Source organism: Sneathiella sp. P13V-1, from assembly GCF_015143595.1.
Classification (GTDB): domain Bacteria; phylum Pseudomonadota; class Alphaproteobacteria; order Sneathiellales; family Sneathiellaceae; genus Sneathiella.
Genome location: NZ_WYEU01000006.1, coordinates 12,096 through 24,409 on the forward strand (window position 1 = coordinate 12,096; position 12,314 = coordinate 24,409).

The 12,314-nt window shown below is 47.2% G+C and carries 12 protein-coding genes; 3 read left to right on the top strand and 9 right to left on the bottom strand.

Annotated elements, in window-relative coordinates; translation table 11 throughout:
* The 5 genes from GUA87_RS17230 to GUA87_RS17250 all read right to left on the bottom strand — a co-directional run bounded on the left by GUA87_RS17230 (nucleotide 1) and on the right by GUA87_RS17250 (nucleotide 6,161).
* On the bottom strand, nucleotides 1–1,494 hold the full coding sequence (locus tag GUA87_RS17230; protein ID WP_193717870.1) for an FAD-linked oxidase C-terminal domain-containing protein: 1,494 nt from the start codon (nucleotides 1,492–1,494) through the stop codon (nucleotides 1–3).
* 141 nt (nucleotides 1,495–1,635) lie between these two features.
* Nucleotides 1,636–1,761 (bottom strand): type B 50S ribosomal protein L36, encoded by a 126-nt coding sequence (gene ykgO / locus GUA87_RS17235; RefSeq protein WP_169544712.1) that lies wholly within the window; start codon nucleotides 1,759–1,761, stop codon nucleotides 1,636–1,638.
* Nucleotides 1,762–1,919: 158 nt separating this feature from the next.
* Complete coding sequence (locus tag GUA87_RS17240; RefSeq protein WP_193717871.1) at nucleotides 1,920–2,861, bottom strand: class I SAM-dependent methyltransferase; 942 nt, start codon at nucleotides 2,859–2,861, stop codon at nucleotides 1,920–1,922.
* A gap of 119 nt (nucleotides 2,862–2,980) precedes the next feature.
* Nucleotides 2,981–4,582 (bottom strand): class I adenylate-forming enzyme family protein, encoded by a 1,602-nt coding sequence (locus tag GUA87_RS17245; protein ID WP_193717872.1) that lies wholly within the window; start codon nucleotides 4,580–4,582, stop codon nucleotides 2,981–2,983.
* 85 nt (nucleotides 4,583–4,667) lie between these two features.
* Nucleotides 4,668–6,161 carry a bifunctional metallophosphatase/5'-nucleotidase gene (locus GUA87_RS17250; protein ID WP_193717873.1) on the bottom strand — a complete coding sequence of 498 codons (1,494 nt, stop codon included), beginning with the start codon at nucleotides 6,159–6,161 and terminating at the stop codon, nucleotides 4,668–4,670.
* Nucleotides 6,162–6,250: 89 nt separating this feature from the next.
* Between GUA87_RS17250 and GUA87_RS17255 the strand changes: the two genes are divergently transcribed.
* Nucleotides 6,251–6,652 (top strand): HIT domain-containing protein, encoded by a 402-nt coding sequence (locus GUA87_RS17255; protein ID WP_193717874.1) that lies wholly within the window; start codon nucleotides 6,251–6,253, stop codon nucleotides 6,650–6,652.
* Between the two features lie 8 nt (nucleotides 6,653–6,660).
* On the opposite strand, the gene GUA87_RS17260 is transcribed toward GUA87_RS17255, so the two are convergent.
* The 4 genes from GUA87_RS17260 to GUA87_RS17275 all read right to left on the bottom strand — a co-directional run bounded on the left by GUA87_RS17260 (nucleotide 6,661) and on the right by GUA87_RS17275 (nucleotide 10,426).
* Nucleotides 6,661–7,704, bottom strand: a complete 1,044-nt coding sequence (locus tag GUA87_RS17260; RefSeq protein ID WP_193717875.1) for a DUF2332 domain-containing protein — start codon at nucleotides 7,702–7,704, stop codon at nucleotides 6,661–6,663.
* Nucleotides 7,705–7,736: 32 nt separating this feature from the next.
* Entirely contained in the window at nucleotides 7,737–8,366 is a 630-nt protein-coding gene (locus GUA87_RS17265; RefSeq protein WP_193717876.1) for a TetR/AcrR family transcriptional regulator, read from the bottom strand.
* A 447-nt stretch (nucleotides 8,367–8,813) separates the two neighbouring features.
* The gene (locus tag GUA87_RS17270) at nucleotides 8,814–9,269 is read right to left on the bottom strand and encodes a MaoC family dehydratase (RefSeq protein ID WP_193717877.1); all 456 of its coding nucleotides are present in this window, start codon (nucleotides 9,267–9,269) and stop codon (nucleotides 8,814–8,816) included.
* A gap of 11 nt (nucleotides 9,270–9,280) precedes the next feature.
* Complete coding sequence (locus GUA87_RS17275) at nucleotides 9,281–10,426, bottom strand: acyl-CoA dehydrogenase family protein (protein ID WP_193717878.1); 1,146 nt, start codon at nucleotides 10,424–10,426, stop codon at nucleotides 9,281–9,283.
* A gap of 135 nt (nucleotides 10,427–10,561) precedes the next feature.
* Between GUA87_RS17275 and GUA87_RS17280 the strand changes: the two genes are divergently transcribed.
* Nucleotides 10,562–11,458 (top strand): LysR family transcriptional regulator, encoded by an 897-nt coding sequence (locus GUA87_RS17280; protein WP_193717879.1) that lies wholly within the window; start codon nucleotides 10,562–10,564, stop codon nucleotides 11,456–11,458.
* 38 nt (nucleotides 11,459–11,496) lie between these two features.
* Nucleotides 11,497–12,297 carry an enoyl-CoA hydratase/isomerase family protein gene (locus tag GUA87_RS17285; RefSeq protein ID WP_193717880.1) on the top strand — a complete coding sequence of 267 codons (801 nt, stop codon included), beginning with the start codon at nucleotides 11,497–11,499 and terminating at the stop codon, nucleotides 12,295–12,297.
* Nucleotides 12,298–12,314 lie beyond the last annotated feature (17 nt).

Consider the following 12,314-nt stretch of genomic DNA (forward strand, 5'->3'; position numbering starts at 1 on the left):
TTAGAACCTTGGGATATCAGGGAAAGGAAGTTCGCCATTATGAACATGCATTTTGCCAAGTTCAGCGCAACGGTGCAGAACCGGGAATACTTTCCCAGGGTTCAGACGACCATCTGGATCAAAAGCACATTTGAGACGTTGTTGCTGCTTGAGGTCCGTTTCCGAGAACATTTCATTCATCAGGTCCCGCTTTTCGACACCAACACCATGTTCTCCGGTTAGGACACCACCTACTTCAACACATAGCTTTAGAATATCAGCCCCAAAGGCTTCACATTTTTCAAGTTCTCCCGGCTGGTTCGCGTCAAACAAGATCAACGGATGTAGATTACCATCTCCTGCGTGGAAAACATTGGCGACACGAAGTCCGTAATGCGCTGACAGCTCATTCATGCGCTTCAGGACTTCTGGTAACTTACTGCGCGGGATGGTGCCGTCCATACACATATAATCTGGTGACAAACGCCCAACAGCCGGAAATGCTGATTTCCGGCCAAGCCAGAAGGTCATGCGCTCTTCTTCGCTTTGGCTTTGTTTAATGACCGTGGCGCCGCATTCCTTTGCGATACGTCCTATCTGTTCGTTGTTATGGTCAATCTCCACCAACGGACCATCCAGTTCAACGATCAGCAATGCTTCCACATCAAGCGGATATCCCGCGTGACAGAAATCTTCTGCTGCCTGAATGGCATAACGGTCCATCATCTCCATACCGGCAGGAATAATCCCTTCGCCAATAATGCGACCAACACATTCTCCTGCCTGTTCGCTGGAAGGAAAACCGATAAGTTGGGCGGTCACATGTTCTGGGCTACGAAGGAGGCGAACCGTTACTTCGGTAATTACACCTAGCAAACCCTCTGATCCTGTTATGATCCCCATCAGGTCATAACCTTCCGCATCCAAGTGCTTACCGCCCAGCTTAATGATATCGCCCTCCATGGTGATCATTTCCACACCAAGGACGTTGTTGGTTGTCAGGCCGTATTTAAGGCAATGAACCCCACCGGAGTTCTCCGCAATATTGCCGCCGATGGTACAGGCGATCTGACTGGAAGGATCTGGCGCATAATAGAAGCCATCGTCTTTAACTTCGTTTGTAATGGCAAGATTGGTAACCCCCGGCTCTACCACAGCGCAGCGGTTATCATAATCCACTTCAAGGATACGATTGAACTTTCCAAGACCAAGAAGAACACCGTCCGCCAAAGGAAGCGCACCACCAGACAACGAGGTTCCTGCACCGCGCGGGACAACATTTACTTTCTCTTTGGAGCAAAGTTTCAGGATTTCGGAGATTTCCCGTTTGTCTTCAGGTAGCACCGCAATCATTGGCAACTGCCGATATGCGCTCAAACCATCGCACTCAAAAGCGCGAAGCCCAGCTTCCTCGACAATCACCCCTGATGGGTCTTTAACAATTTTCCGAAGTTCTTCGATCAGGTAATCCCGCTTTGCCAGGACTTCCTCATCGGGTTTTGGCATTAATACCATATGACCTACCCGTTCCTATACTCGACCTGAATATGAATATAGCCGGGCTTTAGGCACAAAAAAACCGCTCAGTCACAACCGGAGCGGCTTTTTTCACCATCCAGAAATCCGAAGACGGATTTCCTTCAATGCAGCAGTCAGTTAGCCCTGACGCGCTTTGAAGCGAGGATTTGTTTTGTTGATCACGTATACCCGCCCTTTACGACGGACGACGCGACAATCGCGATGACGTTTTTTCGCAGATTTGAGCGAGTTGATAACTTTCATAATTCTATTCCCAAACGTACGTTTCTGGATTTGAAGGCCGGAACATACTGACCACTCTTCAATCTGTCAATGTGTAAAACGCGACTTTCTGGCGACTTTTCCAATTAAATTCAAAAGTGCCTGAAAAGCAGCACTTTGACGCCCGGCGCTAAAGCACTTTAGACGATTTTTGCAGGGACCCGCGCATAAATCCTGAAAACTTTCAATGATCCCGATTCCATCGCTTTCACACGCGCTGTCCAAAGCTCGCCCTCTTTCAACACCCAATCATGCAGGTGACCGCTTTTTTCGCCGCGCCCTGTTCTTCTTGCATAATCTGCAAAAGCTGCCAGAACATTGGCCTTGTACTCGGCAGTAATATCCTCCGCGATACTCACTTCAAAACCGGCCTTCGTCATTAACGCGCGCGTCTTTTGAACATCCAGCAAATGTGGGCGGTCAGGTTCAGCCTCAAACCATTTTTGAATGTTCGGATCATCTTCGCCGGAACCATCCAACATATAATCTGACATCATAAACTGACCTTCAGCCTTCAACATGTCATGGATACGGTTGAACAACAGTTCCTTGTTCTTCACACAGAAAAGGGCCTCAGCAGAATAGACAACATTTGCCGAGTGATCTTTTGGTTGGAAATCCTCAAAATCCGCATGGATATAGCGAATAAACCGTGTTTGCCCCGCCATTTTAATCAGCTCTTTACCGGCATCCACAAGCGGCTCTTCGCTTTCATAGGCATCCACATAAGCCTCGAACTCATCAACAACCCATTGGGCGAACCCCCCAAGACCTGCTCCCAATTCGGCAACGCTCATGGTTTTATTAACACCCATAGGGGTTGTCATTCTTTTCTTCACGTCATCCGGAACGCAGCGGATCATACCGTCACCAAACAAGGTAACGACGGAACGCTGACGGCTGACCGCCCATCCCATAACAGTGGGCGGTCCTTCGTCTTCCGGCGGCTCTTCATCGACTATTTTTGGCGCAGCTTTCTTTTCACGGATTTCATATCCGTCCCACCAGAGTTTCAAACGCTCCTTCAACGGGCGCTTCCCCTCAGCTCCGCCGTTCTCTTTTTCAGCTGCACCTGTTTCCATTAACTTTGCTCAGAACACTCACACAAAACATACTTGGCACTGTTTAACATCTTTTTGCAATATGCTGTCAGAAATTTATTAACCATGGGTAAACTGAGCAATATCAATTGTCTAGAAGGTCACACTTTGTTTGCAGACAAATATTCATCTCTCAATTCACGTTTTAATATCTTACCGATTGTGCTTCTTGGCAATTCATTCCGAAACACAATCTCTGAAACGCGTTGTGCTTTTCCCAAACGCTCATTTACCCATTCGCGAATTTGGCCTGGTGTTTCGTCAGCTCCTTTTTCAAGCACTACCAACCCAAGAGGTGTCTCCCCCCATTCCTCACTTGGAATGGCAATCACAGCGACATCCTCGACTGAAGGGTGCTTAATCAGTTCAGCTTCGATATCAGCCGCATAGATGTTAAATCCGCCTGACAGGATCATGTCCTTTTTTCTGTCCAGCAAGAAAAGGAAACCATCCTCATCGAGACGCCCCATGTCTCCACTTTTGAAGAACCGTTCCCCTTCTGGAGACATCCAAATCATATCGTCTGTTAGATCCGGACGATTGTGATACCCGTTCATCATCGCTGTTGATCTACCAACGATCTCTCCGATTTCTCCCTGGGGGAGCTCTTTGCCCTCTTCACTAATAATGCGAATTTCCGCCCCTAGCCCCGCTTTGCCGACAGAGGCCAATTTGTCAGGGAATTCGGTGACCGACAGAACAGTACCAACCCCGCCTTCCGTCATTCCGTATATCTCAACCATTTTGCCCGGCCATCTGGCTGCGATATCACGCTTTAGGTCTTCACGTAGAGGTGCACTGGTAGAAAGTTTCAATTGATAGCTCTCCAGATCATATTTATCAAACGCCTCATGTTTCATGATCCGTTGATATTGAACCGGAACCAGCATTGTGTGAGTGACCCGCTCTCTCTCAGCGAGTTCCAGATATTCCTCAACACCAAATTTCGGCATGACGATGACGCGGCCGCCCATCGCTATGGGTGGCAGCATCGCGACCAAGGTTGTATTGGAATACAAAGATGTTGAAACAAGGCAAACCGCGCCGACATCCAACCCCATAGCCTGAAAACGGATCACATGCTGGAACCGCATACCGTGGCTTTGTTCAATGCCTTTTGGAACGCCCGTCGTACCAGAGGAGTAGATCAAGTTGAACGGATCTTCTTCTTTGATATCAACGTGAAGTGCCTCAGTAGACGCCGAATCCAAAAGTGGCTTATAACTTTGCCAACCTTCTCCTTCAAAATCGAAGGCGACATAACCATCATCAGGGATTTCTGAGAGTTTTCCTTTAAATGGCGAGATTAGATCCAAGGTATGTGATGAGGCGAACAGCATCTTCGCCCCGCTATCATTCATCATACCTTCCAGTTGCTCACTAGAGGCCATCCCTGACAGAGGCACAATACAAGCTCCGGAAACCAGCGTTCCCAGAAATACGGTAACATATTCAATACTGCTTCGCGCTAAGACGGCCACATAATCCCCACGTCCAATTCCGCGGCTTGCAAGCATATTAGCCACCTGATTAATGCGCGGCATCAGTACTTTCCAGGTGACGGCAACACCTTCAACTGTCAGCACAGGTAGGTCCGGTTGCTGCGCGGCTGCTTCCGCCATCAAATGGGGATAAGGGGTAAACTCACGTTCTGGTAATTCCGTGGAAACTGTGTTGTCTGGATTTGCCGGCGTTCCGCTCATGTCACTCTCCTGTTAATTTTGGGTCAACAGAATAGCCGCTTGCATATGTTATGCAAGCGGCTGGAACAGAAAGCGATGAATAATGTCAGCGAATGCCGCCTTTATCTTTGACCGCGTTGATAACGGTTGACGCCATCAATTCGCCTGCTGCCGCATCTACAATGCGTTTTGCATCTTTTAGCATTGCATATCCATCTCCACCTTTGGCGACATAATCGTTGGTGGCAATTATGTAGGTCTTAGTGATATCCAGAGGCGCACCGCCTACTTTGATATCTGACACTCGCTCACCTGCGGGTTTACTTGCATTCAAAATGAACTCAAGGTTTGCATATTGCCCATATCGACCTGCACCATCCTCAATTTTGGATACACTATGCTCTACTAGTGCAGCGAGGTCCTTGCCGCTCACTTCCAGTGAAACGGTTACATTACCAAACGGCAGTTCGGTTAGGATATCTTTTCTTGTTAGCACTGTTCCAGCTTTATAGGTTCGATCTCCACGGATGCCACCCCCGTTTGTAAACCCGATATCAGCCCCAACTTTTTGGCGCATGGATTCGGCGATGAACTGCCCAAACACTGTTTGTTTTGTCCTCACGGATACTCTAGTTGTGTCCAGCTCAACACTGGTTTTACCAACGGCTACGTCCAATTCCTTATCCAACGCCATCGCGTAATCCGACACCATTTTGGCAATCTCAGGATTTGCAGGGATATCTTTAGTGGCCACGATCTCCCAACTTGGAATGACCTGTAGTTTTTTCTTACCGCGCTTTTCGACAACGGAAACATCCAGATCAAGCACCCCAAGATATCTGAGGTCCGAGCCGGACTGAAGAATTGACACTCCATTTTCTTGCATCGCAATCACACGGTGGTCATGACCACCCAAAATCACATGGATACCTTTTACCTGACGGGCCACTTTAATATCTTCGGCGTAATCAAGATGTGTCAGCGCAACGATAACATCCGCCCCTTTGGATTTCAGCTCCGCCACCATTTGATTGCCCGTCTCAATCACATTGGCGAATTCAACCTTTTCACCTGGCGAGGAAAGATCCACTGTCTCTTCTGTTGTTAGGCCGAAGAAGCCAACGGTGAAGTCCCCCACCTTCTTCAAAAATATTGGTGTACTACCAAGGGCGTCTTCGCCATCCACTGTACGAACATTACTTGCCAGCCACTTAAACTTAGCTTCCTTGATACGTGCACGGGCAACATCTGCCCCAAAATCAAACTCATGATTTCCAAGAACTGCCACATCCAGTTTCAGCGCATTCATCATGGCAACCATTTCTGTTCCCTTGGAAAGACCTGACATAAGAGAAGGAGAAATCAGGTCACCACCGAATGTGGTAATCGCGCTAGGATTTTCATCCCGATGCAGCTTTAACAATGTCGCAAGTTCAGGAAAACCACCATATCCCGGCTTACCCGCCATTTCTCCCATATCATTGGTATGAAGCAAGGTAATCTTTGTACCTTCGGCGATCGCTTGCGCGGTAAATATCATCAGCAATGACATCATAACGCCAATACTGACGAACATTTTTTTCGTTTTAACTAGATCCATCTCATTCCCCTCTTATGGTCTGTTGACATGCTACCACAAATTACTTCAGATGAATGTCCTGATATTATTGCGATCGTATGAAAATCCACATGTTTGAACTACACCCACAACTTGCCGCCGATACGGTTTTAATCAAGAAACTGGAATTGAGCCGTGTGCTTCTATCAAAAGACAGCCGCTTTCCCTGGCTCATACTTGTACCGGAAATCGATGGCGCGAAAGACTTACATGCTCTCGCGCTTCAAGATTATCAGATTGTGTGCAACGAAATTCGGGCCGTGGCCTCTAAAATTCAGGAGGCGTTAAACCCTGACAAAATGAACTTCGCGTCCCTTGGCAATATGGTTCCGCAGCTTCATATCCACATTGTCGCAAGGTGGAAGGAAGATGCCGCCTGGCCCGCCCCAATTTGGGGGAACGGCGAGAGAATTCTTTACAGCCAAGAAGAATTGCGACATAAAATCAGATACTTCCAGGAAATTATTAATTAACCGGTTAATTAAGCAATAACCCTAATCCATCGGCCGTGAAAATCGACGCGAGCAATATCAATTACCTGCCCTGATGGCCAAATCGTAAGCTGCAGCAAAGCGCCATCGGGCTCTGCGTCAGCTTCCATGGAAAGCCAAGCCAACGGTTTTTTTGACGTTGCCCTCTCCCCTGCCGCATTCAACATCTTCAAAAACGTGCTTCGAACAGCTTCAGGGAAATACTGAAGCACAACAGTATGATATACCAAATGAAGCACGCCTTCAGTCTGTGCAATAAACCGGTCATCTAACCAGTCAATGGCATTTGCTTTATCTACCGCAATGTTATGACGACAGAATATGTCAATTGCGGATTGCGTTCTTGCCATCCGGTCCTCTTGATCAGGCCAAATGTAGGAAAGTAGCTGGTTTTTTTCCTCACTTGATCGCAAGTTGAGAGGATTAAGATCACACCCGGCCCGGTCAACGATATCGATTTGCTGAAATTCAGAAATCGCCCCTTCAACTGTCGGTGTCAGATGCACAGGTGAAGAGTCCGCCCCCCACTGCCTGTCACCCAACTGGTATCGGAATTTATCCCAAAACAGATTAAGGCCTGAACTTGCACCGATTTCACTGGTCATTAATTCCTGACATCCTGTGAGATCCGCAGCTATCTGCGCACCTAACAGGATTGCGCTACTTCGGCGTACTTCATTGGTCTGGGGAGGAAGTTTTAAGCGCTCCAGGATGTAATCCGCATGTCGATCAACAGCGGCAATAATGTGCTGATAAATCTGATCATCCAAGACGAGTTTGTTTTTTTGAGGATAAACACGCGCCAGATCCATATCATATTCTTTTAATACCAATCCATGCAACGCACCTGTAAAGCGCAGAGCGACGGCATCCCCGTTCGCTGAAACATCACCTGGCCAATTTTGCAACTTCTCCCAGACAGACCCATTTGATGGGTTTTCTTTTGCACAAATACGTAAAACGCGCGCTGTAAAAGGAGAGCCGAGTTGTTCACAACTATCAGCCTGCGCTTCAAATGCTTCTTTCAGCGCCATCGTTTTCATCCTCCACGCAAACGCTGTTCCAATTAGCTCAAATTCGCACGCCTGCAAATATCTGCGATATAAGTATCTTTAACATAAGTGAAAATCTCTTCCACTTGATCCTGCGTCTCAGAGAACATCTGACGAAGCGCCAAACCTCTTAAGATTACCAACAATTGAGATCGCCACTCTAGTTTTGCGGCATCGGATTGATCAAAATCTGCAAAAAGGCGGAGCCACTGCCCATCCCTTTCTTTCTCAAGCACTCGCAACGCTTCCTTGACAATCGATCCAAATTCCGGATCAAGGCGCCCAAGAACTGCAATTTCAATAAATACTTCATATGTCTCGCTTCGATAGCCATGCCAGTAGAGATCTACTATTCGAGACAATCTGGGTATTTTATCTAGATCCGAAAGGTTCTCAGCTTCAAGCAATTCACTTAAAAAGCCGACCACCTCAACGATCACTTCTCTCATAAGATCTTTGGGGTTATCAAAATGATATTGGATTGCCCCGCGCGTAAGGCCCGCCTCCTTGGCAACTTTTGCTGTTGTAAGGTTAGCTGCACCCTGATCACGGATAATATTTATTGCAGCTTCAATAAGTTTGGTCCGTGTCTCCTCACGGCGCTGCTGTTGGGTTCTACGGGGCGCCCCTGCCGCCTGTACCATATTATTTCCTTGTTTTTTTACCCGCCTGTTATGCTCAGACGTTTCATATCAGATTATCTATCCATTTAAAACTGTTACAAAATCAAGTTGATTTGACAAGCCCAACCCTGTGAAAACGATGTATGCCAAAAAAATAAAAAAAAATGAAACAAACCTCTTGATACATTCATTCATGAATGATAGTGTCATTTTCATAATAAAAATAAAGGGGGAACTGGTCAGTGCAGGGTGTGCGTCTAAAACCCCCCACCAAATTTTTCTTTCCGTTTTGGAATGCAAAAAACCATATCAGTAGGATTGATTTTCAACTTGTCGATTAATCCTTCAGTTCCTAGGAACAAAGCCTCCCCTGGTTTTCTCTGATATCGGTTTTTTGCATTTTCTTTCTTTTAAGGCACAAAAAAACCCGACGTTACTGCCGGGCTTTTCAAGAATACTGAAAGTCTATTAGTCCTTACATTTCACCAATCGCAATGGCGTGTAAATCATCGCAACAGTACCGTCCTGCTTCACAACCTTGTTTCTGGTCCGAACGAGCCCGCGTCCGCCTTTACTGCTGAGACGACTTTCAATCACTTCACATTCAGCATGAATGGTATCACCAGCAAACACAGGCCCCTTTACGTCCAGTTCCATATTTAGGAAGGCAAGCCCTGTATACTGCATCGTCGCCTGTACAAGCAGACCTTCAATAAAGGAGTATACCAATGCACCCGGGGCAACTCGCCCCTTGATATCTTCAGACTTTGCCAGGTACTCTGTGTTCATAAACAGAACTTCCTGCATTCCTGTCGCATTGATAAAATTGACGATATCGGCTTCTGTAACTGTTCTTCCTATTGTCTGAAACTGTCGCCCTAATGGCAGGTCTTCAAAAAACAGACCCAATCCTACTGTATCCATAATCGCCCTCTTTAATCTGCTAGTGTCAACTTACCAATAATGTTGCGCTGAATCTGGTTGGTGCCCTCAACAATTTTTAGAACTTTCGCATCTCTGAAATATCGACCGATCGGATATTCGGATGAAATCCCTGCGGCACCAAATAATTGAACTGCGGCCTCCGCAACTTCCATGGCGGTATCGGTGGCGAAAAGCTTGGACATTGCCGCCATTCCTGCAAGATCATTACCTTTCACACCTGCATTGACCATTGCGGCCGCTTTGTAAACCATCAAACGAGAGGCTTCCGTTTTGGTCACCATGTCAGCGATCATCCAGCGCACTCCCTGAAAATCAGAAACCTGCTGCCCAAAGGCTTTACGGTCTTTAATGAAAGCAATTGTATGGTCGATCGCACCTTGTGCACATCCAACGGCACGGGCCCCGATATAAGGGCGTGATTTATTGAAGGCTTCCATGACAATTTTGAAGCCTTTACCTTCTGGGCCAAGACGTGCGTTTTCAGGCACGAAGACATCTGTCAGGAACAGACCGTTAGACGGCACACCACGGGCGCCCATCTTGTCTTCTTTCTTGCCTATTTCAAAGCCGGGAGTATCGCGATCAATAATGAACATATTGATATTGCCCGTTCCCTTGCCTTCACCAACCTTCGCCGCAACCAGAACAAAGTCAGACATTTCCGCGTTGGTACACCAGATCTTGGCCCCATTGATCACATAACCGCCATCCACTGGCACTGCCCGGGTCTTGATACCCGCAACATCTGATCCGCTTTGCGGTTCGGTTGTTGAAAAAGCACCTCGCAAATCACCTGAGGCCAGCCCCGGAAGGTACTTCTCTTTTTGTTCTTTGGATCCACCTGCCAGAATGGCTCCAAAGGGGAGCCACTGCACTAGAAGGAGATAGGCCGTATTGTAGCACACGCGCCCCAACTCCTCGATCGCAAGGCAACACGCCACACTGTCTTCTGTTCCACCATACTCTTCCGGAAAAGGTAATGTAAAAAGCCCAAGTTCTTTCAACAGGTCGAACATATCCTGCGGATATTCAGCAGTTTTGTCTATCTCGTTTGCGCGAGGAGCAACCTTCTCGTTTGCAATCCGGCGAACAAGATCCCGGATCGCCCTTTGATCTTCTGTCAGTTCAAAATCCATGTTTTTTCTTCTTTATTTTTTTGGCTCTACAAATCAGCGTAGTGCTTCCCTCATGATTTACTATGCCATAGCGCAATTCAGACATCCAATATATAATTAGTTTACAAATCATACATTATATATATTAATAAGCGGATGCCTGATATCCGACATTTGCGCCATTTCATTGCCGTTGCTGAAGAAAAACACTTCGGCATGGCGGCCACGCGCCTCAATATGACGCAGCCTCCCCTCAGTCTTTCCATCAAGAAACTGGAGGAAGAGCTTGGCGTTCTCCTGTTCGATCGCAACACCAAAAAGGTCGTTCTTACACCAGCGGGAGAAGTGTTTCTAAGCGGGGCTTATGAAACATTGGAAAAAATGTCGACACTGACCAATGATACGATCAGGGCGGCGAATGGCGCGCTTGGCCGCTTAAAATTGGGATTTGTGGGTTCCGCTGTCTATGAAGCGCTTCCCCGGACGGTACGAAATTTTCGCCAGCAATTTCCGGATGTGCAGTTAGATTTGAAGGAACTGGCAACAGTTGAACAAATCGAAGCCTTATCAAAGAATGAAATAGATGTGGGCTTGCTCCGTCCTCCGATTACAGGTGGCGCCCTTTTTCATCAGATTGATTTCTCCAACGAGGAAATGGTTGCCGTTCTCCCCATTAATCATCCTTTGGCGGGCGAGCAGGTTATTGATCTTTCAAACCTGAAGGAAGACGGGTTTATCTTGTTCCCCCATAACATTTCTCCGAACTTACATGCGCTCGTATTACTCGCCTGCCGGGAAGCAGGCTTTACACCCACCATCGCCCAAACAGCTCCGCAAATCCAAACACAGATAAGCCTCGTGTCCGCGGGACTTGGTGTGGCGTTGGTCCCAAAATGCGCGTCCAGAATTTCCTATCCAGATATCGTTTTCAAAAAATTGGCGGCCTCAAACGATCACATAGGCACACAAATGTCTGTGGTCTATCGCAAGGAAGAAAAAAACGTTATTGTAAGCGCGTTTGTGGAGTTGTGCAGGACTTTATCGTTGCCCTAACTCCGCGTGAAGCCTGACAGAAAAATAAGGAGAACAAAATGTCAGTATCTTCCTACGAATTTGTTGAAGCTGTCGTTGAAAACGGGGTCGGGCGGCTTACTCTGAATAGCCCTAAAACGTTAAACGCAATGACCGTTAGCATGATGAAAGAGTTCGCTGACGTACTTGAGCGTTGGGAACTTGATAAATCCGTCCGTGTTGTTCAAATCGAAGGCAAAGGGCGCGCTTTTAGTGCCGGTGCCGACAAAGATTTTCTCCATGAAATTCAAAAAATCTCCGCTTCAGACATTAAGAACATCATCTATCGGCATTTTGCCGGAGGCACTAAAAGACTTCGTGATTACCCAAAGCCCACTATTGCAGTAATGCGAGGGGCCGCAACTGGCGCTGGACTAGAACTTGCTCTTGCGTGCGATTTCCGATTGACCACACATGACGCTTTTATTGCAGAAACGTGGATCAAACTTGGCCTGATCGATCCGCTTGGCGGCATGTCTCTGCTTCCGAGATTAGTTGGCCTCGCCAAAGCGAATGAAATCCTTCTGATGGGTGAAGGCATTTCAGGTGAAGAAGCGGAACGTATCGGATTGGTCAATCGTGCGGTACCAGATGAAGAATTGGAAGACCTTGCCAACAAATGGGCACAGAAACTCGCTAGTGGCGCCCCGCTTGCGCTGCAGGCCATGAAAGAAGGCATTCGAAGAGGTTTACATCAATCCATCGACGACATGGCCGCACACAATATCGTTGTCCAGAGCCAACTTATCGGGACAGAGGATTTTAAAGAAGGAGTTCGTTCTGTTTTCGAAAAAGATAAACCCAACTTTGAGGGTAAGTAAATAACCAGACGCACACC